At 64.7% G+C, this 24,565-nt stretch carries 23 protein-coding genes and 1 pseudogene; 12 read left to right on the forward strand and 12 right to left on the reverse strand.

The window, feature by feature from the left end:
- Positions 1-57: 57 nt before the first annotated feature.
- From AB7M16_RS17030 to AB7M16_RS17060, 7 genes are all read right to left on the reverse strand, one after another.
- The gene (locus tag AB7M16_RS17030) at positions 58-771 is read right to left on the reverse strand and encodes an ATP-binding cassette domain-containing protein (RefSeq protein ID WP_439401719.1); all 714 of its coding nucleotides are present in this window, start codon (positions 769-771) and stop codon (positions 58-60) included.
- The gene (locus AB7M16_RS17035; RefSeq protein WP_212256023.1) at positions 764-1,531 is read right to left on the reverse strand and encodes an ABC transporter ATP-binding protein; all 768 of its coding nucleotides are present in this window, start codon (positions 1,529-1,531) and stop codon (positions 764-766) included. Before AB7M16_RS17035 ends, AB7M16_RS17030 begins: the two co-directional genes overlap by 8 nt.
- Positions 1,524-2,468 (reverse strand): branched-chain amino acid ABC transporter permease, encoded by a 945-nt coding sequence (locus AB7M16_RS17040; RefSeq protein ID WP_172786147.1) that lies wholly within the window; start codon positions 2,466-2,468, stop codon positions 1,524-1,526. Before AB7M16_RS17040 ends, AB7M16_RS17035 begins: the two co-directional genes overlap by 8 nt.
- Positions 2,465-3,382, reverse strand: a complete 918-nt coding sequence (locus AB7M16_RS17045) for a branched-chain amino acid ABC transporter permease (protein WP_453944588.1) — start codon at positions 3,380-3,382, stop codon at positions 2,465-2,467. The genes AB7M16_RS17040 and AB7M16_RS17045 overlap by 4 nt, the downstream gene beginning before the upstream one ends.
- A 489-nt stretch (positions 3,383-3,871) precedes the next feature.
- A complete protein-coding gene (locus AB7M16_RS17050) occupies positions 3,872-4,090 on the reverse strand; it encodes a hypothetical protein (protein WP_172786148.1) in 219 nt (72 codons plus the stop codon).
- Between the two features lies 1 nt (position 4,091).
- Positions 4,092-4,751, reverse strand: coding sequence for an acyl-homoserine-lactone synthase (locus AB7M16_RS17055; protein ID WP_172786149.1), 660 nt, complete (start codon positions 4,749-4,751; stop codon positions 4,092-4,094).
- Positions 4,752-4,836: 85 nt separating this feature from the next.
- Positions 4,837-5,565 carry a helix-turn-helix transcriptional regulator gene (locus tag AB7M16_RS17060; protein WP_172786150.1) on the reverse strand — a complete coding sequence of 243 codons (729 nt, stop codon included), beginning with the start codon at positions 5,563-5,565 and terminating at the stop codon, positions 4,837-4,839.
- Positions 5,566-5,731: 166 nt separating this feature from the next.
- On the opposite strand from AB7M16_RS17060, the gene AB7M16_RS17065 reads away from it, so the two are divergent.
- From AB7M16_RS17065 to AB7M16_RS17110, 10 genes and pseudogenes are all read left to right on the forward strand, one after another.
- Positions 5,732-5,908 carry a hypothetical protein gene (locus tag AB7M16_RS17065; RefSeq protein ID WP_172786151.1) on the forward strand — a complete coding sequence of 59 codons (177 nt, stop codon included), beginning with the start codon at positions 5,732-5,734 and terminating at the stop codon, positions 5,906-5,908.
- Between the two features lie 430 nt (positions 5,909-6,338).
- Positions 6,339-7,278: pseudogene (locus AB7M16_RS17070) on the forward strand (LysR family transcriptional regulator).
- A 132-nt stretch (positions 7,279-7,410) separates the two neighbouring features.
- A complete protein-coding gene (locus AB7M16_RS17075; RefSeq protein ID WP_453944589.1) occupies positions 7,411-8,286 on the forward strand; it encodes a shikimate dehydrogenase in 876 nt (291 codons plus the stop codon).
- Between the two features lie 56 nt (positions 8,287-8,342).
- A complete protein-coding gene (locus AB7M16_RS17080) occupies positions 8,343-9,473 on the forward strand; it encodes an ABC transporter substrate-binding protein (protein WP_260381238.1) in 1,131 nt (376 codons plus the stop codon).
- A gap of 165 nt (positions 9,474-9,638) precedes the next feature.
- Positions 9,639-10,514 carry a branched-chain amino acid ABC transporter permease gene (locus AB7M16_RS17085; protein ID WP_212256014.1) on the forward strand — a complete coding sequence of 292 codons (876 nt, stop codon included), beginning with the start codon at positions 9,639-9,641 and terminating at the stop codon, positions 10,512-10,514.
- Positions 10,511-11,509: a branched-chain amino acid ABC transporter permease gene (locus AB7M16_RS17090; protein WP_453944590.1), complete on the forward strand. Its 999-nt coding sequence runs from the start codon at positions 10,511-10,513 to the stop codon at positions 11,507-11,509. Before AB7M16_RS17085 ends, AB7M16_RS17090 begins: the two co-directional genes overlap by 4 nt.
- The gene (locus AB7M16_RS17095; protein ID WP_453944591.1) at positions 11,506-12,249 is read left to right on the forward strand and encodes an ABC transporter ATP-binding protein; all 744 of its coding nucleotides are present in this window, start codon (positions 11,506-11,508) and stop codon (positions 12,247-12,249) included. Before AB7M16_RS17090 ends, AB7M16_RS17095 begins: the two co-directional genes overlap by 4 nt.
- 113 nt (positions 12,250-12,362) lie before the next feature.
- Complete coding sequence (locus AB7M16_RS17100) at positions 12,363-13,100, forward strand: ABC transporter ATP-binding protein (RefSeq protein ID WP_453944592.1); 738 nt, start codon at positions 12,363-12,365, stop codon at positions 13,098-13,100.
- The gene (locus AB7M16_RS17105) at positions 13,097-14,155 is read left to right on the forward strand and encodes a Gfo/Idh/MocA family protein (protein ID WP_453944593.1); all 1,059 of its coding nucleotides are present in this window, start codon (positions 13,097-13,099) and stop codon (positions 14,153-14,155) included. The genes AB7M16_RS17100 and AB7M16_RS17105 overlap by 4 nt, the downstream gene beginning before the upstream one ends.
- Entirely contained in the window at positions 14,152-16,023 is a 1,872-nt protein-coding gene (locus tag AB7M16_RS17110; RefSeq protein WP_453944594.1) for a bifunctional sugar phosphate isomerase/epimerase/4-hydroxyphenylpyruvate dioxygenase family protein, read from the forward strand. The genes AB7M16_RS17105 and AB7M16_RS17110 overlap by 4 nt, the downstream gene beginning before the upstream one ends.
- Before the next feature lie 159 nt (positions 16,024-16,182).
- On the opposite strand, the gene AB7M16_RS17115 is transcribed toward AB7M16_RS17110, so the two are convergent.
- The gene (locus tag AB7M16_RS17115; RefSeq protein ID WP_172786161.1) at positions 16,183-17,355 is read right to left on the reverse strand and encodes an ABC transporter substrate-binding protein; all 1,173 of its coding nucleotides are present in this window, start codon (positions 17,353-17,355) and stop codon (positions 16,183-16,185) included.
- Between the two features lie 301 nt (positions 17,356-17,656).
- On the opposite strand from AB7M16_RS17115, the gene AB7M16_RS17120 reads away from it, so the two are divergent.
- Positions 17,657-18,919 (forward strand): NAD(P)/FAD-dependent oxidoreductase, encoded by a 1,263-nt coding sequence (locus AB7M16_RS17120; RefSeq protein WP_453944595.1) that lies wholly within the window; start codon positions 17,657-17,659, stop codon positions 18,917-18,919.
- A gap of 139 nt (positions 18,920-19,058) precedes the next feature.
- Here AB7M16_RS17120 and AB7M16_RS17125 read toward each other — a convergent pair whose 3' ends face one another.
- The 4 genes from AB7M16_RS17125 to AB7M16_RS17140 all read right to left on the reverse strand — a co-directional run bounded on the left by AB7M16_RS17125 (position 19,059) and on the right by AB7M16_RS17140 (position 23,638).
- Positions 19,059-20,741 carry a tannase/feruloyl esterase family alpha/beta hydrolase gene (locus AB7M16_RS17125; protein ID WP_453944596.1) on the reverse strand — a complete coding sequence of 561 codons (1,683 nt, stop codon included), beginning with the start codon at positions 20,739-20,741 and terminating at the stop codon, positions 19,059-19,061.
- Between the two features lie 92 nt (positions 20,742-20,833).
- Complete coding sequence (locus AB7M16_RS17130; protein ID WP_453947211.1) at positions 20,834-22,045, reverse strand: ABC transporter substrate-binding protein; 1,212 nt, start codon at positions 22,043-22,045, stop codon at positions 20,834-20,836.
- A gap of 48 nt (positions 22,046-22,093) precedes the next feature.
- Positions 22,094-22,417 (reverse strand): 2Fe-2S iron-sulfur cluster-binding protein, encoded by a 324-nt coding sequence (locus tag AB7M16_RS17135; protein WP_453944597.1) that lies wholly within the window; start codon positions 22,415-22,417, stop codon positions 22,094-22,096.
- 12 nt (positions 22,418-22,429) lie between these two features.
- On the reverse strand, positions 22,430-23,638 hold the full coding sequence (locus tag AB7M16_RS17140) for a cytochrome P450 (protein ID WP_453944598.1): 1,209 nt from the start codon (positions 23,636-23,638) through the stop codon (positions 22,430-22,432).
- A gap of 83 nt (positions 23,639-23,721) precedes the next feature.
- On the opposite strand from AB7M16_RS17140, the gene AB7M16_RS17145 reads away from it, so the two are divergent.
- Positions 23,722-24,228, forward strand: a complete 507-nt coding sequence (locus tag AB7M16_RS17145) for a MarR family winged helix-turn-helix transcriptional regulator (protein WP_172786166.1) — start codon at positions 23,722-23,724, stop codon at positions 24,226-24,228.
- Positions 24,229-24,565 lie beyond the last annotated feature (337 nt).

Here is a 24,565-nt window from a genome sequence, read left to right on the forward strand (position 1 = left end):
TCGAAATTGGATTTGCTCGAAGGAAGCTTGCGTTGCGCCGGGAGGGCACCGAACGCGTCAGATTCCCAGATATTTGTGCTGCAAGTCCGGCGCGGCCATCAGCTCGTCGGAGGTGCCGCTCCACACCGTCTTGCCGCGCTCGATGATGTAGTGGCGATCGCAGATGCGGGCGAGATGATCGACGTTCTTGTCGACGACCAGGATCGACTGGCCCCGGCTCTTGAGCAACGACAGGCAGTTCCAGATTTCTTCGCGGATCAGCGGCGCGAGGCCCTCGGTCGCTTCGTCCAGGATCAGGAGTTTGGGATTCGTCATCAGCGCGCGGCCGATTGCGAGCATCTGCTGCTCGCCGCCGGAGAGCTGGTTGCCCATGTTGGACGCACGCTCGGCCAGGCGCGGGAACAGCACGTAGATGGCCGCGAGCGTCCAGGGATTATCGCTGTTGAAGCGATCGGCCGCAGCCGCGACCAGGTTTTCGCGTACGGTGAGGTTCGGGAAGATCTGGCGTCCCTCGGGAACGAGGCCGACGCCCAGCTTGGCGATTCTGTAGGACGGAAGCTGCCGCACCTCAGCGCCCGCGAAACGGATTGCGCCTGCGCGTGCCGGCGTCAGGCCCATGATGGAGCGGATGGTGGTGGTCTTGCCCATGCCGTTGCGGCCCATCAGCGAGACCATCTCGCCCGGCTTGATCGACAGCGACAGGCCGAACAGCACCTGGGACAGGCCGTAACAGGTCTCGATGCCGTCGACGTCGAGCAGCGTGTCAGCCATGATGCGTCACCACGTGCTGATCGCCGAGATAGGCGCGCTTGACGTCTTCGTTGGCCCGGATCGCGGCCGGATCGCCGGAGGCGATGACGCGGCCATAGACCAGCACCGAGATGCGGTCGGCCAGCGCGAACACCGCCGGCATGTCGTGCTCGACCAGCACGATCGAGACCTCCTTCCGCAGCTCCTGCAGCAGCTTCACCATGCGCTGGGATTCGGTGACACCGAGGCCGGCCATCGGCTCGTCCAGCAGCAGCAGCTTCGGCTTGCTGGCGAGCGCAACGGCAAGCTCGAGCTCGCGACGCTCGCCATGGCTGAGCCTGTTCACCACGACATCGGCCCGATGGCCGAGACCGACGCGGTCGAGCGCGGCGTGTGCGGCATCGCGCAAGGGTCGCTCCTTGCGCGCGTTGGCGAAGAAGCGAAACGAGGTGCCGGCATGCGCCTGCGCCGCCAGCGCGACGTTGTCGGCGGCGGTGAAGTCGAGCAGCAGCGAGGTGATCTGGAACGAACGCGCAAGACCGAGCGCGCAGCGGCGATAGGCCGGCAAGTCGGTAATGTCCCGCCCCGCCAGCGAGACGCTGCCGGAATGCGGCGCGAGATGTCCGGTGAGCTGGCTGATCAGCGTGGTCTTGCCGGCACCGTTCGGGCCGATGATGGCGTGCAGCTCGCCGGATGCGACGTCGAGCGAGACGTTGTCGGTCGCGATGATGCCGCCGAAGCGGCGCACCAGCTTTTCGACGCGGAGCAAGGGTTCAGCCACGGCCAGCCCTCCCGAGCACGCCCATGATGCCGCCGCGGCCGAACAGCACGATGAGCAGCAGCAGCGGCCCCATGATCAGCGCCCAATATTCGGTGATCTGCGACAGGAACTCCTCCAGCAGCAGGAACACCACCGCACCCATGATCGGGCCGAACAACGTGCCCATACCGCCGAGGATCACCATCACCATGAGGTCGCCGGAGCGGGTCCAGTACATCACGGCCGGGCTGACGAAATCGGTGTTGTTGGCGAGCAGCGCGCCGGCCAAGCCACACATGGTACCCGATATGACGAAGCAGACCAGCTTGTAGCGCTTGGCCGGGAAGCCGATCGCCTGCATGCGCTGCTCGTTGGAGCGCAGGCCCTGCACCACGAGACCGAAGCGCGAATTGACGATGCGCCAGATCAGGAAGACGACGCCGAACAGGCAGGCGAGGCAGAGATAGTAGAACTGCACGCGATTGCCGAGATTGATGAGACCGGAGAAGTCGCTGCGATTGTAGATCGTGAGGCCGTCGTCGCCGCCGTAACGCGCCAGCCCCGAGGCGACGTAATAGGCCATCTGCGCGAAGGCCAGCGTAATCATGATGAAGTAGACGCCGCGGGTGCGAAGCGAGAGCGCGCCGATCACGAGCGCATAGATCGCAGACGCGGCGAGCGCGACCGGAAACTGGATGAAGCCGGAACCTAAGCCTTCCTGCGCGAGCATGCCGACGGCGTAGCCGCCGATGCCGAGATAGGCGGCATGGCCGAAGCTCATCATGCCGCCAAACCCCATGATCAGGTTGAGGCTCGCGGCCGCCAGCGCCAGGATGATGATGCGGGTGAACAGCGTCAGGATGAAGATGTTGCCGGACAGCTGCGAATAGAGCGGCAGCAGCACGAGGCCCGCCAGCATCAGGGCCGTGACGGCCTTGCTCACGCTCAAACCCTTCATCGACGGTTGGCCGGAAACAGCCCCTCCGGCCGCACCACCAGCACGATCGCCATCAGGAGATAGATCAGCATGGAGGACAGCGCGGGTGCGGCGGTGGACGCGGCGGCGCCGCTCAGCACCTGGCGGAGCAGGTTCGGCAGGAAGGCGCGGCCGAGCGTGTCGATCATGCCGACGAAGATCGCGGCGAGGAAGGCGCCGCGGATCGAGCCGATGCCGCCGATCACGATGATGACGAAGGCGAGGATCAGGATGTTCTCGCCCATGCCGATCTGCACGGTCAGGATCGGCGCCTGCATCAGGCCGGCGAGGCCCGCGAGCGCGGCGCCCAGGCCGAACACCAGCGTGTAGAGCAGCTTGATGTTGATGCCGAGCGCACCGATCATCTCGCGGTTGGAGGCGCCGGCGCGGATCAGCATGCCGATACGGGTGCGCATCACGCCGAGATACAGGAGGAGCGCGACCAGCAGCGCCACCGCGATGATGGCGAGGCGATAAGCGGGATAATGAATGCCGGGCAGGATCGGCACCGGCACGGTGAGCCAGGCCGGCAGCGGCAACGCCAGGCCCGCCGGGCCCCAGATCAGCCGCACGGCCTCATTGAAGAACAGGATCAGGCCGAAGGTCGCGAGCACGTGGTCGAGATGGTCGCGGCCGTAGAGGTGCCGCAGCGCCGTCACCTCCAGCACGATGCCGAGCATGAGCGTGGCCCCCAGCGCCATCAGCGCGCCGAGCAGGAAGCTGCCGGTCCACGCCGCGAAGGTCGCGGCGAAATAGGCGCCCATCATGTAGAGCGAGCCGTGCGCAAGGTTGACGAGATCCATGATCCCGAACACCAGCGTCAGGCCGGCGGCGAGCAGGAACAGCAGCAGGCCGAACTGCAGCCCATTCAAGAATTGTTCGACGACGAGCAGCATCAAGACTCTTTCAGGCGCGCGCAGCGTTGCGCCGATGTTCGAACACAGTCGCCATCAGTGAAAGAGCTCCCCCTGCCTCTTCAAGGCCGAAAAATGGGTAATGGCAGTATCGTTCCTAGGCAAGAGCGATTCGACACCAGACATGCACTTTGTTGCATCTCGGCACATGCGGATTGCACCCGGCAGCACGATCTAGAAAACATTTTAGGCTTAAAACAATTCGGAGCAATAGAGGATTTTAGGCAACCGGCGCTTCTTCGTGCAGCAAAGGGGCACCGACATGCGCCTTGCAGCGCAACAACGCTGCCGCCCGCCATGAGGCAACCTGCCGCAGCCAAATGACATCCCTCTCACCGGCTGGCGATGAGAGGGTGCGATCGTCGTAAAATTGAGCAGGGTTGCGCCTGAAGCGCGATGCGATCGCGCTTCAGGTTATTGTTTGAGCATGATCTTTTCGGAAAACCGCTACACACTTTTCCGGATCATGCTCTAGTGCGACGTCATCTGCCGGGGGAGCTCCTCCGGCTCGGTGAGGACGCTGTTGGCCGTCGATGCCTCCAGGGCCGCCATCCGAAACAGATAGGCGAGCGTCGTCAATCCGGTGTCTTCCGCCATCTGCGCCAGCTCGAGCGCCATGTCGGACATGTAGCCGAGATCCTCGTCCCGGATTTGCGCCATGATCTGGCTGTCCCGCATCACGTTCGACATTTCAGGCGCTCTTTCGTTGCGCGGCAGCATGACCGCGGAGGTTGGCACGGGCGATGCAGTCGATCCGCGGACCGTCCTGCTGGACGATGCTCGTCATCCCGATACGGTCGCGCACGACATCGAGCGACTCCTGGCGCATCTCGATGGTCGCCGCCATGGTCCAGGAATTCTCCACCAGCGCCGGCAATCCCAGCGGCGTCACGACAAATCCGATGTCGTGGAACCGCGGCAACCACCACGTCTCCATGACGAGGCAGAGCCGTTCGATGCCCTGATCGAGACAAAATTCCTGCGCGGCCGCCATCAATTGTAAATTGAACTCGCCATCGCGGCGCTCGCGCGTGACGAAGAAGCGCGACCACTCCCAGACCAGCGGGTCCGCAGGGCAACCGCGCACCGCGGCGAGATGCGGGAAAACCTCGCTCATCATCGTCGGCCGGGTGGTCGGATACAGGCGGGAGCCGCCGAGCACACGGCGGTTTTCGAGAGCCAGCAGGTAGACCGCGTCCTCGTTGTCGTAGGTGTCGATCTCGCGGCCATCGGGCTTGCGAAGCGCCTCCCATTTCCGCTCCTCGACGAAAATCTCGTGACGAATTCGGAAATGCTGTTCGAGAACGTCCTCGTATAGGTGCCGATTGACGCAAGAAATCACATGAATCATGAAGTCCCCCATGGCTTGAAATGGGGGCAGCCTCAGCGAAAAAGGAAAAATCGACTATTGGGAAATTTCCCAGTAGGCGAAGATTTCAGGGAGTGATGATTCTGTGGCGGATCGCGATGGCGACCGCATGCGTCCGGTTGACGGCGCCGAGCTTGCGCGCAGCAGTTGCAAGATGCTCTTCGGCGGTGCGTTGCGTGATGTGCAGGATCTCGCCGATTTCCCAGGCAGACTTGCCTTGCGAGGCCCAGGCGATCACCTCGCGCTCGCGGGGGGTAAGACGCGTGGACGGATGCGGCACCGGCTCCAGCAAACGGCGGATGTGATCGAAGCCGTACATCCCGATCAGGTGCAGCGCCGGCTTGCTGCGCGCATTGAGATCGAGGTGGACGCCGCCGAGCGAGACGCCGGCCTCATAGCCAGTCAAGCCGTGGATCGGCACGACGAAGCCGCGCGACATGCGAAAATCGGCTGCGCGCCGCATCACCTCGACCGCACCGGGCTCCAGCTCCGGATCGTACGGCGCTTCGGACCATTCGAAAGGGTTCACCGTCTGCCGGCATTTGCGGACCACGGGATCGACCCGGTCGTAGCTCTTTTCGGTATAGAGGCTGAACCACTCCGCCGGCCACTTCTTGGCAAGCACCATCTGGGAAAAGCGCTGCTCGGGATTCGGCAAGCCCGTCACGATGATATGTTCGAAACCGTAGCGACCGAACGCGGTTGCAAGCGCGTCCATGGCGTCCGAAACCTTGGTATGGGCTGCGAGCCCTTCGATGAAATCGAGCGCCTCCCGGCCATAATCAACGGCGGACATCGTAAGTTTCCTGACCCTCGCCGCTCCCGTATAGCACGTATTCGCAGACTGCCTCAATTCGCTATGGCAGTAGTTTCCCGGTGCTCATCCGCTCTGAAGATTTAAACTACTTGTGGCAGAATTGACGCCACGATACACCTGAAGGCGTCGAAGCGGGAAACCAACGATGGAAGACGAGGACATCGCCCTCAACAGCGTGCTCGGCCTGGAATTGAACCGCGTGTTTTTTGCCGTCCGCGAAACCGCAAACAAGCAGAAGATCATCGAGTTTGCGCGCGAGGTGCTGCAGAGCGAGCGCGCGGAGCTGGCCGGGAGCGTGTTGCCGGAAGGGCCAGCGAGCTAGAGTGCCGTTTGCAACAGCCGAAGCAACAGATCGCGCCACGAGAACGCCTCTCCATCTGAACGCGCGGATTTTAGTCGAACACTCTGACCGGGAAGTTGCTTCGTCATCATCCGCAACGAGCCTGCTGCGCTCTTACCCTCCCCTGGAGGGGTCCGGGACGAGCGTAGCTCGCCCGTGGGTCGTCTCATATTGAGTGCAGCGAAATGTGAGACGGGGTGGGGTGACGGTCCCTCCGCGACGAACAGTGCCCGAGTGGAGAGATCACCCCACCCCGCTCGCGCTTCGCGCGATCGACCCTCCCCCTCCAGGGGAGGGTAAAGCACCGCGCCTCCGTCCACATCGACACACACTTGCCGCTGGATGACATCGCATCTCTCGTGAGATGATCGGCGCCACGATCTCTTGTCGATGCCAGGGACATTTCAAGGCCATGATGACGCTGCGCCAGGTCGAAGTGATCCGTGCCGTGATGGTGACGGGCACCATTGGCGGTGCGGCGAAGCTGCTCAACGTCTCGGCGCCGGGGATCAGCCGCCTCGTCAAATACACCGAGCGCTCGCTCGGCATCCGCTTCTTCCAGCGCCAGAACGGGCGCTACTTCCCGACGCCGGAAGCCGAGAACATTTTCGAGCAGATCAACGGCGTCTACAAGAAGGTCGACGACCTCTCCGAGATCATCTCCAAGATCGGCCGCGGCGGCCTGTCGGAATTACGCATCGGCTCGGTGCCGAGCATCTCGCAGGTGATGGTGCCGCGCGCGATCGAGCGCGTCCGCCCGCCGCTATCCCGATCTCGGCATCGACATCAACATCCTCAAGCTCGAGGAAGCCATCGACTACCTGATGCTAGGCCGCGGCGAGTGCGTGGCGATGAGCTATCGGCTCGAGCATTCCGGGCTCGACTTCATGCCGCTCGCCTCGGGCGAGCTCTATTGCATCGTGCCGCCGGGCCACGAGCTCTCCGGCCGCAAGCAGGTCTCGGCCGCCGAGATCACGCGCTATCCACTGATCGGCATCGATCCCAACGATCCCTATGGCCGCATCATGGCCGAGATCTTCGCGCGCCATCGGCTCGACTACAACATCACCATCCGCGCGCGCTTCGGCACCACGGTCTGCGCGCTGGTGAAGGCGGGGCTCGGCATCGCCATCATCGACCAGTTCACGGTGGCCCATGGCGGCTATCCCGGCATCGAGCTCTTGAAGATCGCCGAGCCGACGCGGTTCGACACCTATGTTGCGGTCAAGCGCGGCACGCCGCTGTCTCTGCACGCCGAATACTTCATCGAGGCGCTGCGCACCGAGATGCGCGCGGTCGAGCCGTCCCGCGGCAGTGGCAAGGCCGCCCCGGCCCGCGGACGAAGGAAGTAACATGATGTTAGGTTTGCAGGACAAAAGGGTAATTGTGTTAGGCGGGGGAAAGACTATCGTCGCAGCTGGAATTGCACAGATTTCCCCGCTAATGGCCGGGGCCGGATGCTCCCAACGAAACGATCGCGAACCATGTCGAAACGCGGATACGCCGCCAGCAAGAAGCTCCTCACCGGCCTGATCGGCGCGCCGATCGCGCATTCCGCGTCCCCCGCCATGCACGAGCGCGCCGCCGAGGCGCTCGGCCTGCGCGGCCATTACCAGCTCATCGAGGTCGCCGGCGCCGATGCGGCCGGGCTGCGCATGATGCTGGAGGGCGTCCGGCGGCTCGGCTTTGCCGGCGTCAATGTCACCTACCCCTATAAGGAAGCCGTCGTGCCGCTGCTCGACGCACTGGCGCCAGGCGCGGCCAGCATGGGCGCGGTCAACACCGTCGTCGTCCGGGATGGCCGGCTGACCGGCCACAACACCGACACCACGGGTTTTGCGCGGGCGGTGATGCCGTTGCTGGCGTCGTCCGGCAACGCCGTCGCCGTGATCGGCGCCGGCGGCGTCGGCAAGGCCATCGCGTTTGCGCTGGCGAGCCTGAAAGTAGCCGACATCCGCATTTTCGACAGCGAGCCGGCGCGCGCCGAGAAACTGGTCGCCCTGCTCGCCTCGCGCGGCGCCCGCGTCGCCACCAGCGTCGAGGACGCCCTCGAGGGGGCGACCGGTCTCGTCAACGGCACCCCGGTCGGCATGCTGCCGAACCATGACACGCCGGTGCCGGTGGGGCTGCTCAGAGCGGACCTTTGGATCGCCGACGCCGTCTATTCGCCGTTGATCACGCCGCTGCTGGCCGCAGCGCGAGAGAAAGGCGCCCGGATCATGACCGGCCGCGAGCTCGCGATTTACCAGGCCGCCGACGCCTTCGAACTGTTCACAGGCCTTGCCCCATCGACCGAGATCATGGGAGAGGCTTTTGACGCCGTGATGGCTGCGCGCAGCGCGGCCTATCAGGCAGCTTGAGGCGAAGCGGCCGGATACAAGGCCGCTTGCAAGATTTGAAACGGGAGGAGAGGACGATGAAATCAACGCTAGTGGTGGGCGCATTGCTCACCGTCATCACTGCAACGGGTGCCTTTGGCCAGGCGATCAAGCTCGCCAATGTCGCGGAGCTCTCGGGCGGCGGCGCCACCGTGGGCACGAACTGGAAGAACGGCATCGATCTCGCGATCGAGGAGATCAACGCCAAGGGCGGCGTGCTCGGCCGCAAGCTCGAGGTCAGCCACGCCGACTCGCAGTCCAACCCGGGGGTGGCGCGCGCCCAGGTGCAGAAGGCGCTCGACGCCGAGCCCTATGTGCTGCTCGGGCCCGGCTATTCCGGCTCGGTGAAGGTGACCGCGCCGCTCGCGGCCGAAGCCGGCATCGCGCAGATCATGGGCGGCGAAGCCGCCGAGCTGACGCAAGGCGGCAACAAGTTCCTGTTCCGCACTTCGTTCGGCCAGCAATCCTCGATGCCGAAGGTCGCAAAGTACATCCACGACGAGATGAAGGCCAAGACGGTCGCGGTGGTCTGGGTCAACAACGACTTCGGCCGCGGCGGGCGCGACGTGATGATCAAGGAGCTCGACCGGCTCGGCTCCAAGGTCGTCGCCGATCTCTCCACCGAGGCGGGTCAGGCCGACTTCGCCGCCGACGTCGGCAAGATCAAGGCCGCCAATCCCGATGCCGTGTTCGTCTACCTGAATGAAGAAGAGAGCGCGCGCATCCTGAAGGAGCTGAAGCGCCAGGGCGTCACCGCGCCGCTGATGGGCGAGACCACGTTGATCGGCCAGAAGGTGATCGAGCTCGCCGGCGATGCCGCCAACGGCGCGCGCGGCCATGTCGGCCTCACCACCGACGCACCGGTCGACCTGATCAAGGCGTTCCGCGAGAAGTTCTCCAAGAAGTACAATTACGTCCCTGATCATAACGGCCTGAAGGGCTATCTCGCCGTCTACATGGTGAAGGCCACCACCGAAAAGATGGGCAAGGTCGACCCGAAGAAGTTCGCCGACACGCTGCACGGCCTCACCATCAAGGCCGCGGACGAGCCGGGCATCCTGATGGACGTCACCTTCAGCGACACCGGCGACATCGACCGCCAGAGCTTCCTGGTCGAGGTGGTCGAGGGCAAGCAGGTGGTGAAGCAGGTGCTGCCCAAGCTGAAGTGAGGGTGTTCGCCTCTCCCCGCGTGCGGGGAGAGGCCGGAATTTGCGCGAGCAAATTCCGGGTGAGGGGGAGCCTCCACGAGTCCGACTGTCAGCGACCTCGCGGAGACTCCCCCTCACCCCAACCCTCTCCCCGCAAGCGGGGAGAGGGAGAAGAGAGAGGGGAAAATGTCCAATCTATTCGATCTTCTGGTCGCGGGACTCGCCACCGGCGCGATCTACGCGCTGGTTGCGGTCGGCTTCACGCTGCTGTGGCAGACCTCGCAGACCATCAATTTCGCGCAAGGCGAGTTCGTGATGCTGCCGGCGTTCCTGATGCTGGCGGCGATGCATGTCGGCGCGCCGTTCTGGCTCGCGATCATCCTCGGCATCCTCTTGTCGATGATCCTGCTCGGCCTCGCCTTCAAGCTGCTGCTGGTGGATCCGATGATGCGCCATGGCGTGCTGCCGCTCGCGATCGCGACCATGGCGCTCGCGATCGGCATCAAGGAGGCCGTCAAGCAGTTCTTCAGCGCCGAGGCTTCGCCGTTCCCCTCGATCGTGCCGACCGGCGACGTCTCCATCCTCGGCCATGCCGTGTCGCTGCAGAGCATCGGCGTGCTCGCGGTCGCCATTCTCGCCGTTCTCGGCCTGACCACGCTGCTGAACCGTACCTCGCTCGGCCACCAGATGCAGGCGGCGGCGCAGAACCCGACGGTGGCGCGCATCATCGGCGTGCCGGTCGAGCGCATGATCCTGCTGACCTTCCTGATCAACGCCTTCCTGGTGGCGCTGGCCTCGCTGCTGATCACGCCGATCTACCTCGCAAAATTCTCGTCCGGTGAGGTGCTGGGCCAGGCCGCCTTCATCGCCGCGATCGTCGGCGGCTTCAACCAGGTGCGCGGCGCGATCGTCGGCGGCCTCTTGATCGGCGTGCTCGACAATCTCGCGGCGGCCTATGTCTCGACGCAGTACCGCGCCGCCGTGCCGATGATCTTCCTGATCGCCGTCATCCTGTTCCGGCCGCAGGGCTTGCTCGGCCGTGCCGAGGAGCGCACCGTATGAGCGGCTTCGCCAAACCCCTGAAGATCACGCTCGGCCTTGCCATCATCGCCGCGCTGATCATCGTCCCCATGAACTTCAACCGCTACGGCCTGTTCATCCTCAGCCAGTGGGCGGTGATGAGCATCGCGGCGATGGGGCTCAATCTCACGCTCGGCTATGCCGGCCAGGTCTCGCTGGCGCAGGGCGCCTTCGTCGGCATCGGCGCCTATGCGGCCGCGATCATGACCACGCATGGCTGGCCGCTGCCGGCGGCGATCCTGGTCGCGATCGGCTTGAGCTTTGCGATCGGCTGGGTGCTCGGCTATCCCGCGCTGCGCGTGCAGCACCATTACCTCGCCTTCGTCACCCTGGCCTTCTCCACCCTGGCCTTCCTGGTGTTCCGCAACGAGAGCTGGCTCACCGGGGGCATCTACGGCATCTCCAACATCCCGCGCCCGCACATCTTCGGCATCGCGACCAACAAGCCGCTGCCGTTCTACTATGTCTGCCTCGGCTCGCTCGCGATCGTCTCGCTCGCGGTGTGGTGGCTGATCCGTTCGCCCTGGGGCCGCGCCTTCATGGCGCTGCGGGAAAATCCCTTGCGCGCGCAATCGCTCGGCGTCGATACGCGGCGCTACACGCTGATGGCCTTCGCGATCGGCTCGGCGCTCGGCGGCGTCGCCGGCGCGCTCTACGCGCCGTTGACGCAATATATCGATCCGGTGCCGTTCAACCTGTCGCTCTCGCTCGACCTCCTGCTGATGGTGATCGTCGGCGGCGCCGGCTTCTATTTCGGTCCGTTCCTCGGCGCGATGATCGCGGTGCTGCTGCCGGAATGGCTGCGCTTCACGGAAGGCTATTACCTGATGCTCTACGCGGTCGCCGTGATGCTGCTGCTGATCTGGTCGCCGACGGGCATTCTCGGAATCCTCGACCGCTATCTCGCCGAACGCCGCACCAAGGCGGCCTCCGCGCTGCGCGCCGTCGCAAAGTCGCGCCTGGAGACGGCGCGATGAGCTCGGTCCTCGAAGTCACCGACATCAAGAAGAGCTTTGGCGGCATCCACGCCGTCAACGGGGTCTCGTTCGACGTGCGCGAGGGCGAGATCCTCGGCCTGATCGGGCCGAACGGCTGCGGCAAGTCCACGCTGTTCAACTGCATCCTCGGCCAGCTCACGCCGACAGGCGGCGAGGTCAAGCTCGACGGGCAGGTCGTCACGGGCCTGCGCCCCTCCGAGCTCAACAAGCTCGGCGTCAGCCGCACCTTCCAGCTGCTGCAGGTGTTCCCAAAGCTGTCGGTGCGCGAGAACCTGATCCTCGCCGGACAGGAGCACCAGGGCAACATGGCCTCGCGCCTGATCGGCCGCTCCGATGCCGGGCTGACCGAGGCCGCCAACCAGATGATCGGCTTCTTCAAGCTCGACCATCTCGCCGACGAGCCAGCCGGTGGTCTCTCCTACGGTCAGCAAAAGCTGCTCGATGCCGCCATGGCCTTCATGGGCGGCCCGCGCCTGGTGCTGCTCGACGAGCCCGCCGGTGGCGTCAACCCGTCGATGCTGGCGGACCTCAGGGAGCGTCTGGTCGCGATCAACCGCGAGAAGAACGCCACCTTCGTCGTGATCGAGCACAACATGGAGTTCGTGATGTCGCTGTGCTCGCGCGTGATGGTGATGGCGGAAGGCAAGGTGCTGGCGATGGGCCGGCCCGACGAGGTCCGCAAGAACTCCGCCGTGATCGAAGCCTATCTCGGACACTAAAGCGCGATGGAGATTACAATGAATTGTCATCGCGCTTTGGTTTTATTGTTTGAGCATGATCTTGTCGGAAAACCGCTGCGCACTTTTCCGGATCATGCTGTAGGGAGCGAGCGATGAGCGACCCGATCCTCTCGGTCCACAATCTCGTCGGCGGCTACGGCAAGATGACGATCTTGAACGGCACGACGTTTGCCGTTCCTTCAGCCACGATCACGACGATCATTGGCCCGAACGGCGCCGGCAAGTCGACCGTGTTCAAGGCGATCTTCGGCCTGCTCAAGCTGCGTGAGGGCAAGATCAGCTTTTCCGGCCGCGACGTCACCAGTTTGAGCCAGCGCGCGCTGCTCAATGCCGGCATCTGCTATGTGCCCCAGGGCCGCAACATCTTTCCCGAGCTGTCGGTGCGCCACAACATCGAGCTCGGCGGCGTCGCGGCCGACAAGGGCCTCGACCTGCCCAAACGGATCGAGGCGGCGCTCGACCTGTTTCCGGCATTGCGGCGCAAGTCCGCGCAGCAGGCCTCGACGCTCTCCGGCGGCGAGCAGAAGCAGCTCGAGATCGCCCGCTCCCTGCTGCTCGAGCCGAAGCTGGTGCTGGTCGACGAGCCTTCGATCGGCCTGTCACCGCTGATGGTGCAGCAGACCTTCGACATCCTCAAGAGCTTGCGCGACCGCGGCGTCACCATCCTGATGATCGAGCAGAACGCACGCTCGGCGCTGGAGATCTCCGACATCGGCATCGTGCTCGAGCTTGGCCAGACCCGCATGGTCGACGACGCCAAGCGCATTTTGAATGATCCGCGCATCGGGCAGCTCTTCCTCGGTGGCGCCATGGAGGAGAGTGCAGCATGAGCGCGAAAATGCGGATCGCCGTGGCCGGCGCCGGCCTGATCGGCCGTCGCCATATCGAGGTGATCGCGGCATCAAAGGACTGCGAGCTCGCTGGCATCGCCGACCCCTCGCCCGCCGCGACGGATTTGGCCTTGGCGCACAACGTGCCCTGCTATCCCGATCATCGTGCGCTGCTGGGACAAGCGAAGCCCGACGGCCTCATCATCGCCTCGCCCAACACGCTGCACTTGCCGATGGCGCTCGACTGCGCCGAAGCCGGCGTGCCGGCTTTGATCGAGAAGCCGGTGACCGAGACGGTCGCCACCGCACGGCGCCTGTGCGCAGCGGTGAGACGCACCGGCGTGCCGATGCTGGTCGGCCACCACCGCCGGCATAATCCCATCATCAAGTCGGCGCGCGAGGCCGTGACGAACGGAAAGCTCGGCCAGCTTACGGCCGTGGTCGGGCTGTGGCTGTTGAAGAAGCCCGACGATTATTTCGAGGTCGCCTGGCGGCGCGAAGCAGGCGGCGGGCCGCTGCTGCTCAATCTCATTCACGACATCGACAATCTCCGCTTCATCTGCGGCGAGATCGTCGAGGTGCAGGCGCTGACCTCGAACAAGGTGCGCGGCTTCGCGGTCGAGGACACTGCCGCGCTGCTGCTGCGCTTTGCGAGCGGCGCGCTGGGAACGGTGACCGTGTCGGATGCGACGCCGGCGCCGTGGAGCTGGGAGCTCGCCTCGGGCGAGAACCGGGACTATCCCAAGCAGGACCAGCCCTGCTACATCTTCTCAGGCACCGCGGGTTCGCTCTCCGTGCCGAACATGGAGCTGTGGTCCTACGCACAGCAACCCGGCTGGTACGCGCCGCTGTCGCGCGCGACCATCGCGCCGCCCGGGTTCGATCCGCTGGTCGAGCAGCTCCGGCATTTCTGCGCCGTGATCGCCGGCCGCGAACAGCCGCTGATCTCGGTCGAGGACGCGATGGGAACGCTCGCCGTCGTCGAAGCCGTCAGCGAGGCCGCGCGCACCGGGCAAACGATCTCGCCGGGGCAGATCCTGGAGCAGGCCGCATGAACAAGCGCTCGATCGCCACCGTCTCCCTCTCCGGCGCGCTCGACGAAAAGCTCCGCGCCATCGCCGCCGCCGGCTTCGATGCGGTCGAGATCTTCGAGAACGATCTGCTGTCATTCGGCGCCGGCCCGCGCGACATCGCGAAGATGTGCGCGGACCTCGATCTCGAGATCTGTGCGTTCCAGCCGTTCCGCGATTTCGAGGGCATGCCGCAGCCGCAGCGCGCGCGCAACTTCGCCCGCGCGGAGCGCAAGTTCGATCTGATGCAGGAGCTCGGCACCGATCTCTTGCTGATCTGCTCCAACGTCTCGCCCGCCTCGCTCGGCGGCATCGACCGCGCTGCGGACGATTTTCGCGAGCTCGGCGAGCGCGCCGCCAGACGCGGCTTGCGCGTCGGCTACGAGGCGCTGGCCTGGGGCCGCCACGTCAACGATTATCGCGACGCCTGGGAGATCGTGCGGCGCGCCGATCATCCCGCGATCGGCGTCATCCTCGACAGCTTTCACGCGCTGGCCCCTAGCTTTCCGACCCGCGCCATGGCCTCGATCCCCGGCGACAAGATCTTTCTGGTGCAGCTCGCCGACGCGCCGAGGCTCGAGCTGGACATCCTGTCGTGGAGCCGGCACTTCCGCTCCTTTCCCGGCCAGGGCGACCTGCCGGTCGGCGAGTTCATGGCGGCGATCGCGGCGACCGGCTATGCCGGGCCGCTGTCGCTGGAAATCTTCAACGACCAGTTCCGCGCCGGCTCGGCCGCGCAGACTGCGGTCGACGGCCTGCGCTCGCTGATCCTGCTGGAGGACCAGCTCGCACCGGATTGGCCGAATTATGCCGGCAAGCCGCTGGCCCCGAAGGCGAAGAGCCGCGGCACCGGCTTCATCGAGTTTGCCGTCAACGAGAGCAAGGCCGGCGAGCTTGCCCGCCTGTTCTCACAGCTCGGCTTCCGCAAGAGCGGCCAGCACCGCAGCAAAGCGGTGGAGCGCTGGTCGCAGGGCAAGGTCGAGCTCGTCATCAATTGCGAGACCGACGGCTTTGCGCATTCCCACTATGTCACCCACGGTCCCGGCGTCTGCGCCATCGCGCTCGACGTCGACGATGCCGGCCGCGCCATGCAGCGCGCCGAGACGCTGAAGGCGCGCACCTTCTACCAGCCGGTCGGGCCGGGCGAGCTGGAGATTCCCGCGATCCACGGCGTCGGCGGCAGTCTGCTCTATTTTCTCGACCAGGCCGGCAAGAACTGGGACACCGATTTCGAGCCTGTTTCAAGCGATGCAAGCGCCGATGCCCTGCTCGCCGTCGACCACATCGCGCAGTCGATGCCCTATGACGAAATGCTGTCCTGGCTGCTGTTCTACACCGGCATTCTCGACCTGAAGCGCCTGCCGCAGATGGAGATCGCCGACCCGCGAGGCCTCGTGCAGAGCCAGGCCGTCATCAACGCCGACCAGAGCTTGCGCTTCGTGCTCAACGGCTCCTCCGCCAACCGCACCCTGCCGGCGCGCTTCATCTCGGAGTTCTTCGGCTCGGGCGTGCAGCATGTCGCCTTCGCGTGCCAGGATATTTTTGCGACCGTGGCCGCGATGCGCCAGCGCGGCGCGGGCTTCCTGGACATCCCCGACAATTACTACGACGACATCGAAGCCAAATACGATCTTTCGCCCGAACTGATGGCGCAGCTGCGCGCCAACCACATCCTCTACGACCGCGAGGGCGACGGCGAGTTCTTCCAGGTCTACACCCACATCTTCGACGAGCGCTTCTTTTTCGAGATCGTCGAACGCAGGGATTATCAGGGCTTTGGTGCGGCCAACGCCGGCATCAGGCTCGCAGCGCAGGCGCGCGAGGTGCGCCCGGCCAGCATGCCGAGGGTGTAGGACACTCTCTCCACGCCGTCATTGCGAGGAGCTCTTGCGACGAAGCAATCCAGAATCTCTCCGCGGAAAAATTCTGGATTGCTTCGCTGCGCTCGCAATGACGGAGGAGATAGTTAGGAGGCCCTCTCCCCGCTTGCGAGGAGAGGGAGAGGCAAAGCCTCACTTCATCTTGCACTTGTCGTGGAAACGATCCTGGTCGTTCTCGACAATGGTGGCGACGGTCTTCAGGGCGAGCTGGCCTTCGGAATCCTTGACCACGTCCTGCAGGTAGAAGTTCTGGATCGGAATGTGGTTGTTGCCGAACTTGAACGCGCCGCGCACCGATTTGAAGTTGGCCTTCTCCATTTCGGCCTTCATGGCGTCCTTCTTGCTGGTGTCGCCCTTCACGGCGACGACGGCGCTGTTGATCAGGTTCGCGGCGTCGTAGGACTGCGCGCCGTAGAAGGTCGGCCGCAAGCCGGGATACTTCTTGCGGTAGTCGGCGACGAAGCGCTTGTTCTGCTCGTTGGGGAGGTCGTTGACCCATTGCTGCGCGCCGGGCACCCCGAGCGCGTTCTCCTTCTGGAGCGGCAGCGAGAGCTCGTCGATGGTGAAGGCGGTATAGAGCGGCATCGTGCTCTTCAGCCCGGCCTGCGCATATTGGTTCAGGAATTGCACGCCCGCAGCACCTGGATAGAACACGAAGATCGACTCGGCGCCCGAGGCACGCGCCTTGGAGAGCTCGGCCGAGAAGTCGAGCTGGCTCGGCCACACCGTGTATTCCTCGCCCACGACCTGCCCCTTGAAGGTGCTCTTGACGCCCGCCAGCATGTCCTTGCCGGCGGCGTAGTTCGGGCCGATCAGGAACACCGATTTGACGCCCTTCTGGTTCATATAGGTGCCGACCGCCTGCGGCGTCTGGTCGTTCTGCCAGGAGGTCGAGAACACGTAAGGCGAGCATAGCTCGCCCGCGAGCTGCGACGGACCGGCATTGGCCGAGATCAGGAAGGTCTGCGAGTCCACTACGGTCTTGAGCGAGGCCAAGAGCACGTTCGACCAGATGTAGCCGACGATGAAATCGACCTTGTCGGATTGCACCAGCTTCTCGGTCTTCTGCTTGCCGACGTCGGGCTTCTGGCCGTCGTCCTCGTAGATCACCTCGACCGGCTTGCCGTCCATCTTGCGGCCGAGATGATCGAGCGCGAGCTCGAAGGAATTGCGCATGTCGTTGCCGATCACGGCGGTCGGGCCGCTGAAGGTCGAGACGAAACCGATCTTGATGGTGTCGCCGGCGGATGCCGGGCCTGCCAGCACCAGCGCCGCTGCGCCCGCCAGCCAGAATGCCGTCCTCATAACAACTCCCCTCCTTATTATCGGTCCCGGAAGCGGGGTGATCGCCGCTCCAGGCCTGTCTCTATTGAAACGCAAAATCTGTCGCGCCGCCAATGGCTCAGCGCCTGCCTTTGCACCATATTTCGCCCCGATCGGAGATGGCAAGAAATATAATTCTACTCACTTGGACGGAGGCTGCGGCGCTTTTTCGCGCCGGATCGATACATCAGGCCTATGCGACGATTGATGACGGCTATTGGACCGCGGGGCCCAATCCGCACTTAAATGAAGAGGCGCAGCAGCGAGATTCGAGGGTTAAATCATGGCCGCAAATCCCCACCGCGTCGTCATCGTCGGAGCCGGCTTCGGCGGGCTGGAGGCGACTTACCGGCTTGCGGGCGCGCCGGTGGAGATCACGCTGATCGACCGCCGCAATCACCATCTGTTCCAGCCGCTGCTCTACCAGGTCGCGACCGCCTCGCTCGCGACCAGCGAGATCGCCTGGCCGATCCGCCATCTCATGCGCGACCGACGCGAGGTGACGACGCTGTTTGCGACCGTGAGCGGCGTCGATGCCGAGCGACGCTGCGTGCTGATCGATGACGGCAGCGAGGTGCCTTACGACACGCTGGTGCTGGCCACCGGCGCGCGGCATGCTTATTTCGGCCACGACGAATGGGAGGCATGGGCGCCGGGCCTGAAGACGCTGGAGGACGCGACCACCTTGCGCCGGCACATCCTCGTGGCGTTCGAGCGCGCCGAGCGCGAGACGGATCCCGCGCGGCGCGCGGCACGGCTGACGTTCGTCATCGTCGGCGCCGGCCCGACCGGCGTCGAGCTCGCTGGCACCATCGCCGAGATGGCGCATCACACCCTGCCCGGCGACTTCCGCAACATCGACACGCACAAGGCACGCGTCGTGCTGATCGAGGCGGGTCCGCGCGTGCTCGCCGGCTTTCCCGACGAGCTCTCGGCCTATGCGCAGGCCTCGCTGGAAAGGATCGGCGTCGAGGTCGTGCTCGGCCAAGCCGTCACCGAGATCAACCGCGAGGGCGTCGTGTTCGGTGGCAAGCTGCTCGAGGCGAAGACACGGATCTGGGCCGCTGGCGTGCGCGCCTCGCCCGCCGCCGAATGGCTCGGCGCGCCCAGCGATCGCGCCGGGCGCGTGCTGGTCGAGGCCGACCTCACCATTCCAGGCCATCCCGAGATCTTCGCGATCGGCGATACCGTCAGCATCAATGCCTGGGACGGCAAGCCGGTGCCCGGCATCGCGCCGGCCGCCAAGCAGCAGGGTCGTCATGTCGCGGAGACCATCAGAGCGCGCCTGCGCGGCGCTGCGACCGGTCCGTTCCGTTACAAGCACGCCGGCAGCCTCGCCCAGATCGGCAAGCGGCTCGCCGTGATCGATTTCGGCCGGGTCAAGCTGCGCGGCGCCATCGCATGGTGGATCTGGGGCATCGCCCACATCTACTTCCTGATCGGCCTGCGCCACCGCCTCAGCGTTGCGCTGAGCTGGCTCTGGATCTACGCGCGAGACCAGCGCGCGGCGCGGTTGATCACGCAGGGGTCGAGCAAGGTGGTGTAGGCTCCTCGTGTCCCGGACGCGGCGCGGCATGAAATGACGCGACGCAGAGCCGGGACCCACAACCATGGGCCCCGGCTCTGCAGCGCAGCGCTACGCGCCGCACTTGGTCCGGGGCGAGCGCCTGCCGACGCGTGACGAGCTACGGCGCCTTGCAAACGAAATTCGCGGCGTCCTCGCTGTCGCCCTGGCCGGAATACGCGGCGTAGCTCGGATAAGGGCAGAGCGGTCGCGTGCGGCCCGGGCTCCAGGACACGGGGACTTCCTTGTTGGCGGGACTGGCCGACGCGATGATGCGGTCGGGCGCCTTGCCGTTCTCCACCCAATCGGTTAGCGCGGCCAGCGCATCGAACTTGTCCAGGGTGACGCCGCCACCGCAATGCGTTTCGCCGGGAATCGCGAACAGGCGCGCGACCGTGTCGGCGTGCCCCTGCAGGTTCTTGTTCAGCCGATCGTACCAGCGGATGGTGTCGTTCACCGAGAACACTGGATCGGCCTGGCCGTGATAGATCAGCATCTTGCCGCCGGACCTCTGGAGCGATGCGAGCTTGGGATCATCGATGTCGGGCGGCGTCATGAAGTCCATGGCCGATTCTGTGAAGGTCGCGTCCTTGGCGAAAACCTTCGGCGCGTCCTTGTCGAAGTCATAGGCCTTCAGTGCCTCGACCAGCTTCTCATTGCTGCCTTCGACCACGACTGGCGGTGTCGAGAAGATGTAGTTCAGCGACGCTGCGCCCATGGTGGCGATGATCGGATAGTTATTCCAGGGCGCGACAGGGCTCTCGACCTTCCAGGTGCGCCAATTGCCCGTGCCGATGCCACCATCGAGAGGCCAGTCGGAATAGAGCGCCTCACCTTTCGAATTCTTCGGTCCGGCGAGGCTCATCTTCAGGGCGTCGACCTTGGCTTCGGACAAGCAGGTGCTGTTCTGCCCCGGCGCGCAGACCAAGCTCTTGAGATCGAAAGCCTTCTGACAGGCCGCGAGATTGGCCGTCAGCCCATCCTTGACGCCGTCGAGCGCATCGCAGGCCTCCGTAATGCGCGAGGAAACGAGCTGAGCGTCCTCCTTGGTGATGGACTTGCGCAGATCGGGATCAGCCTTCAGGAAGGCCTGCACGTCCCAGGCGTGCTGGATCGCAGCGCGCGGCAGGTCGAAGCCAGGATTGCCGACGAGGAACCCGTCGTAATTTTCCGGCATGCGCGACGCCGCCACCATGGCATGACGCCCACCGTTCGAGCATCCCGCCATATAGGAGCGATCCGGCTTGCGCCCGTAGTGAAGGGCAATGATTTGCTTTGCGACCGGCGACAGCGTCATGTCGGCGGCATAGCCATAGTCGCGCCGCGCCTGCGGATCGAGGCCGAACGCCGCGCCGGCAGTCAGGCCCAGCGACTTGTTCGCCGGGTCCGAGCCGGAATGACCACTGTCCGACGACAGCACGGCAAAGCCGCGCGCCAGTGGCACTTTGCCACCGAAGGCTAACCCCTCGGGCAGGCTGCCAAGAGCGGGCACGATCACGCCGTCATTGCCGCCATTCACCTGATGCAGGAAGCGGCCGTTCCACTCGGCCGGCAATCGCAATTCGAACCCGATCGCGTAGGATTTCCCATCGACGCCGGTGCGCTGGTTGGCAAGGCCCGTCACGATGCAATGCTTCGGGAGACCGTTGGCCGCGTCCTGCGTTTTGGACCCGGTGATCTCGACACCGGAGATGCCGAGCGAAGCGGTGGCGACCGGCGAGCAGGCCTCGCCCTCGGCCCGAGCCAGCGCGGTCGATGCCAGAAGCGCGGCCAGCGCGACGGTTGATATCAAGCCAGTCCTCATGGCGAACCTCCCTATTTAGTTATATGTTATAATTATTACCTCCATCTCTTAATTTGGCAAGTGCCGCCGAAGCGTCGGAGGTACAACACCTTTTACTTCACCAGCTCGCATCCGCCTTCCGCCAGCGGGCGGAACGCCTGATCGGCGGGAATGGTCGAGACTAGCTTGTAATAGTCGTACGGATATTTCGACTCCTCCGGCTTCTTCACCTCGAACAGGTACATCGGATGCACGACGCGACCGTCCTGGCGGATCGTGGTGTCACCGAACAGCTTGTCCTTGCCCTTGAACTTCTTCATCTCGGGCACGACCTGCTTGGCATTGTCGCTTCCGGTGGCGGCGACGGCGTTGAGATAAGCGAGCGTGGAAGCATAGACGCCGGCCTGGTTGCCGCTCGGCATCTTGCCGTTCATGCCGGGACGCGCGGCAAAACGTTTTGCAAATGCGCGGGTGTCGTCGTTCATGTCCCAGTAGAAGGCTTCCATGAGCTGGAGGCCCTGCGCCACCTTGATGCCCATGCCGTGAACATCGTTGATGAAGAGCAGGAAGGCGACGAGCTTCTGCCCGCTCTGCTGGATGCCGAACTCGGCGGCCTGCTTCACCGCGTTGATGGTATCACCCCCTGCATTGGCGAGCCCGATCACCTGCGCCTTCGAGCTTTGCGCCTGCAGCAGGAAGGAGGCGAAATCGGAGGTGCCGAGCGGATGCTTGGACGAGCCCAGCACCTTGCCGCCGTGTCCCTCGATGTATTTCTGCGCCTCCGCCTCGATGCCCTTGCCGAGCGCGTAATCGACCGTGAGGAAATACCAGTCCTTGCCGCCGCGCGACATCATCGCGGCCGCCGTGGTGTTGCCAGTTGCCCAGGCGTCGTTGACCCATTGGATGGTGTTGGGCGAGCACGCCTTGCCGGTGAGATCCGAACTCGCCGTCGAGGACGCAAGGAAGGTCATGCGGCTGTCGCGCAGGAGTGCGTTGATGGAGAGGCCGACGGCCGAGTTCGGCACATCGACGATGGCATCGACGCCCTCGACATCGAGCCATTTGCGCGCGATGGCGTTGCCGACATCGGCCTTGTTCTGGTGATCGGCATAGACGATCTCGACCTTGATGCCCTTAGACCCGCCGTTGAAATCTTCCGCGGCCATGCGCGCGGCCTCGACCGAGCCCATGCCGTTGGTGTCCTGGAAGATGCCCGAGATGTCGTTGAGCACGCCGATGCGCACGACGTTGTCCGATATTTCCGCGCTCGCCGCGCCGGTCACCAGGCTCGCGGCCAGCGCGAGCGTCCAGTTCAGATGCTTCATCATTCCCTCCCCTGTGTTGGTTGCCGGCCGTTGCCGGCGAATCGAGAATCAGATCTGCCGCTCCGGCAGTCTCAGCACGAGCCCGTCGAGCTCGGACGTAACGGTGATCTGGCAGGACAAGCGGCTATTCGGCCGCCGCTCGGCGGCGGTGCCGTCGAGCAGCGCGTCCTCATCGTCGGCGATCGTCGGGAGGCGCGCGAGCCAGCTCTCGTCGACATAGACGTGGCAGGTTGCACACATCGCATTGCCGCCGCATTCGGCCAAAATGCCCTCGACGCCGTGACGGGTCGCAGCCTGCATGGCGCTCTCGCCGCCAGAGGTCTCGACGCGGTCGGGTTTGCCGTCGGCATGGATAAAGATGATGGCGGGCATCAAGACTCCTCGTCAGGCCGGGGTGATGGTGACCGGCAGGCTGTCGAGCCCGCGCAGCGTGTTGTTGAAGCGGCGCTTCGGCTCGCCGGTGATCTCGATCTTCGCGATGCGGCGCGCCAGCGCCGTCAGCATCACCTCGCCCTCGAGGCGGGCGACGAGCTGGCCGACGCACATGTGGATGCCGGAGCCGAAGCCGACATGGCCGGAGGTGCGGCGGGTGATGTCGTAGCGGTCGGGGTCGTCCCAGCGCCTGGGATCGCGATTGGCGGCGGCGAGGAACATCAGCACCTTCTCGCCCTCGCCGATCTTCGCGCCGGACAGCTCGACCTCCCGCGTCGTGGTGCGGAAGAAGGTCTGCACCGGGCTCTCGAAACGCACCGCCTCCTCGAAGGCCCCACGGGCCAGCGAGAGATCCTCGCGTAGGCGCTGCCACTGATCGGGGAAGCGCGCGAGGCAATAGACGGCGGCCCCGATGCCGTTGACGGTGGTGTCGAGTCCGGCCGACAGCAGCGAGCGCACCAGCAGCGGCGCTTCGGTGGGCGTGATAGCACCCTCGTCGACCTGCGCATGAATGCAGGCCCCGAAGCCGCCGGGTGTCAGATTCTCGCGCTGGCACTGCTCGGCGACATAGGCCTGGTGCGGCATCGAACGTTCGATCGCCTCCTGGCGCAGCTGGTTGGGCGGACCGAAGGCGTTGAACACGACGCTGGCATAGGGAATCAGATGCTCGCGGCCTTCCGCCTTGAGCCCGAGTGCATCGGGAAAGATCGACAGCGGGTAGGCCTCGGCGAGGTCGGTGATCGCATCAAAGCTGCGCTTTTCAATCAGCGCATCCACCCGCTCCTCCGCCGCCGCGGCGAAACGGTCGCGCACCTGCTTCATCACCGTCGGCGACAGCACCTTCGACAGCACGGCGCGGGTGCGGGTGTGCGCGGGCGGATCGGCCTCCAGGATCAGGCTCGGCGGCCGCCAAGGCGCCTCCTTCTTGAAGTCGGAAAGGCCGACACCACGGCTGGAGCAGAAGGTTGCGGGATCGTTCAGCACGGCGTGGACCTCAGCATAGCGCGCCACGCCGTAGACGTTCCACTTGTCGAGATAGACCACGGGGCCGGCTTCCCGCAGCAGCTCGTGCGCCGGATAGGGGTCGGCAAGAAAAGTCATGTCGAAGGGGTCGACGTCGAGATGCGGGACTCCCGATCCCGCGGCGGCGGATGCGGTCATGGAAGATCTCCCTCATTTTGATCTTGTGAAAGAGCTGCGCATGCCCTTAGGTCTTTGGGCCCGCCGCGAGTCAGAAACCCGATATGCCGCCGTCCTCGACCAGAGCCCGCCAGAAGCCCGCGCCCAATGATGCGGGACCGACGCTCGATCTCGACCGTTACGTCCCGGCGTTCATCACCTTCATCGCCAACAAGCTCTCGAACAGCGCGACCGCGTTCTATCAGCGGGAGTTCGGCGTCAACGTCACGGAATGGCGGATCATGTCGCTGCTGGCGATCGAGCCGGGCATTCCGGCCTCGCGCATCTGCCACGTCATCGGCTTCGACAAGGGGCCGGTGAGCCGGACGCTGGCCGGTTTGGAAAAGCGAGGGCTGGTGTCGATCCGCACCGACCCGAACGACGGCCGCACCCACTCGATCGCGCTGACCGCAAGGGGCCGCGCCACCCACGACAAGGTGATCGTCGCGGCGTTCGAACGCGAGCGGCGGCTGTTGTCCTGCCTCAGCAAGGACGAGCGCGAGGTGCTGATCGACCTCCTCCGCCGGCTGCATGAAAATCTCGGCACTGTGACGGACAGCAGCCACAGCTGACGCGCCGCGTGGCGGACACACCCTGTCTTCAGACATGGGTCGGCATTTGCCGACGGCACCATCTCTGCCGCGCATTGTTTCCTCCAGAAAAGAACGCAGCGGTTCGCCCGCCGTCAACTTCGTCCGAAAGGGTTCGCACAAATTAGTTGCTTAAGCAACAAAAGAATCGGCAGGATAATGCGGCAGGGTGGCTGGCGTATCCCACCCGTCATGCCGGGGCGCGCGTAGCGCGAACCCGGAATCCATCGTGCAACACCCCTGCGGTGAAATGGATTCCGGGCTCGCGCCAAGAGGCGCGCCCCGGAATGACAGCGGAATGTGGCATCTAACTCGGCCT

It is taken from the genome of Bradyrhizobium sp. USDA 372 (assembly GCF_053629095.1).

What these genes read in the sequence shown, in the direction of transcription:
- AB7M16_RS17100 (WP_453944592.1), top strand. Translation starts at nt 12,363, where the DNA reads ATGAGCGACCCGATCCTCTCGGTCCACAATCTCGTCGGCGGCTACGGC.
- AB7M16_RS17130 (WP_453947211.1), bottom strand. Translation starts at nt 22,045, where the DNA reads ATGAAGCATCTGAACTGGACGCTCGCGCTGGCCGCGAGCCTGGTGACC.
- AB7M16_RS17060 (WP_172786150.1), bottom strand. Translation starts at nt 5,565, where the DNA reads ATGTCCGCCGTTGATTATGGCCGGGAGGCGCTCGATTTCATCGAAGGG.
- AB7M16_RS17090 (WP_453944590.1), top strand. Translation starts at nt 10,511, where the DNA reads ATGAGCGGCTTCGCCAAACCCCTGAAGATCACGCTCGGCCTTGCCATC.
- AB7M16_RS17055 (WP_172786149.1), bottom strand. Translation starts at nt 4,751, where the DNA reads ATGATTCATGTGATTTCTTGCGTCAATCGGCACCTATACGAGGACGTT.
- AB7M16_RS17065 (WP_172786151.1), top strand. Translation starts at nt 5,732, where the DNA reads ATGGAAGACGAGGACATCGCCCTCAACAGCGTGCTCGGCCTGGAATTG.
- AB7M16_RS17145 (WP_172786166.1), top strand. Translation starts at nt 23,722, where the DNA reads ATGCCGCCGTCCTCGACCAGAGCCCGCCAGAAGCCCGCGCCCAATGAT.
- AB7M16_RS17140 (WP_453944598.1), bottom strand. Translation starts at nt 23,638, where the DNA reads ATGACCGCATCCGCCGCCGCGGGATCGGGAGTCCCGCATCTCGACGTC.
- AB7M16_RS17080 (WP_260381238.1), top strand. Translation starts at nt 8,343, where the DNA reads ATGAAATCAACGCTAGTGGTGGGCGCATTGCTCACCGTCATCACTGCA.
- AB7M16_RS17095 (WP_453944591.1), top strand. Translation starts at nt 11,506, where the DNA reads ATGAGCTCGGTCCTCGAAGTCACCGACATCAAGAAGAGCTTTGGCGGC.
- AB7M16_RS17115 (WP_172786161.1), bottom strand. Translation starts at nt 17,355, where the DNA reads ATGAGGACGGCATTCTGGCTGGCGGGCGCAGCGGCGCTGGTGCTGGCA.
- AB7M16_RS17105 (WP_453944593.1), top strand. Translation starts at nt 13,097, where the DNA reads ATGAGCGCGAAAATGCGGATCGCCGTGGCCGGCGCCGGCCTGATCGGC.
- AB7M16_RS17040 (WP_172786147.1), bottom strand. Translation starts at nt 2,468, where the DNA reads ATGAAGGGTTTGAGCGTGAGCAAGGCCGTCACGGCCCTGATGCTGGCG.
- AB7M16_RS17135 (WP_453944597.1), bottom strand. Translation starts at nt 22,417, where the DNA reads ATGCCCGCCATCATCTTTATCCATGCCGACGGCAAACCCGACCGCGTC.
- AB7M16_RS17045 (WP_453944588.1), bottom strand. Translation starts at nt 3,382, where the DNA reads ATGCTGCTCGTCGTCGAACAATTCTTGAATGGGCTGCAGTTCGGCCTG.
- AB7M16_RS17075 (WP_453944589.1), top strand. Translation starts at nt 7,411, where the DNA reads ATGTCGAAACGCGGATACGCCGCCAGCAAGAAGCTCCTCACCGGCCTG.
- AB7M16_RS17030 (WP_439401719.1), bottom strand. Translation starts at nt 771, where the DNA reads ATGGCTGACACGCTGCTCGACGTCGACGGCATCGAGACCTGTTACGGC.
- AB7M16_RS17050 (WP_172786148.1), bottom strand. Translation starts at nt 4,090, where the DNA reads ATGTCGAACGTGATGCGGGACAGCCAGATCATGGCGCAAATCCGGGAC.
- AB7M16_RS17120 (WP_453944595.1), top strand. Translation starts at nt 17,657, where the DNA reads ATGGCCGCAAATCCCCACCGCGTCGTCATCGTCGGAGCCGGCTTCGGC.
- AB7M16_RS17085 (WP_212256014.1), top strand. Translation starts at nt 9,639, where the DNA reads ATGTCCAATCTATTCGATCTTCTGGTCGCGGGACTCGCCACCGGCGCG.
- AB7M16_RS17125 (WP_453944596.1), bottom strand. Translation starts at nt 20,741, where the DNA reads ATGAGGACTGGCTTGATATCAACCGTCGCGCTGGCCGCGCTTCTGGCA.
- AB7M16_RS17110 (WP_453944594.1), top strand. Translation starts at nt 14,152, where the DNA reads ATGAACAAGCGCTCGATCGCCACCGTCTCCCTCTCCGGCGCGCTCGAC.